The sequence below is a fragment of the Corynebacterium sp. HMSC072A02 genome, assembly GCF_001810085.1.
Taxonomy (GTDB): Bacteria; Actinomycetota; Actinomycetes; order Mycobacteriales; family Mycobacteriaceae; genus Corynebacterium; species Corynebacterium hesseae.
Genome location: NZ_KV799838.1, coordinates 1 through 538 on the forward strand (window position 1 = coordinate 1; position 538 = coordinate 538).

General features: G+C 53.9%; 1 pseudogene. It reads left to right on the top strand.

The window, feature by feature from the left end:
- Nucleotides 1-524, top strand: a pseudogene (locus HMPREF2698_RS04610) (HNH endonuclease); the annotation flags it as partial.
- Nucleotides 525-538 lie beyond the last annotated feature (14 nt).

Here is a 538-nt window from a genome sequence, read left to right on the forward strand (position 1 = left end):
CGAATCAGGCTTTTCCTACCCGCAGCCAAATCAGGCGTAAAGTCCGCGACATCTGTAAAACCCTGGATGATTCCATCGCCTACCGTGATACCCGCCCCAAAGACACCTACCGCTTTTCTTCTAATGGCACCTCTGCCTGGCTGGAACTCCAGGTTGGGGAAGACACCGGTATTAAACTCGATGCCTTCATTCATAAAACCGCAGCCCAGCATGACCTGACGATTCCTGAAGCAGTCATCAAACTCTTAAGCGGCGAGATACAACCACCAGCCACCGTAGTCTTACACACCTACCAAGCCTGCGATATTGAGAATGCCCCAACCTTTATTGAAGGCTTCGGCTGGCGCCAAGAAGCCATGCCGCATGATAAAACCCGGGATCTAACCGGTGACATCGACGAAGCAGACGGCTACCAACCGGGCCTGATTATGCGCAAACATGTCGAAGGTCGCGACGGGACCTGCCGGGTCGGCGGGTGTGAACAACCAGCTTTCCTCACCCAGTTTGAAGCGTCCTGGGTTTAGTTCCTACCTCAGCT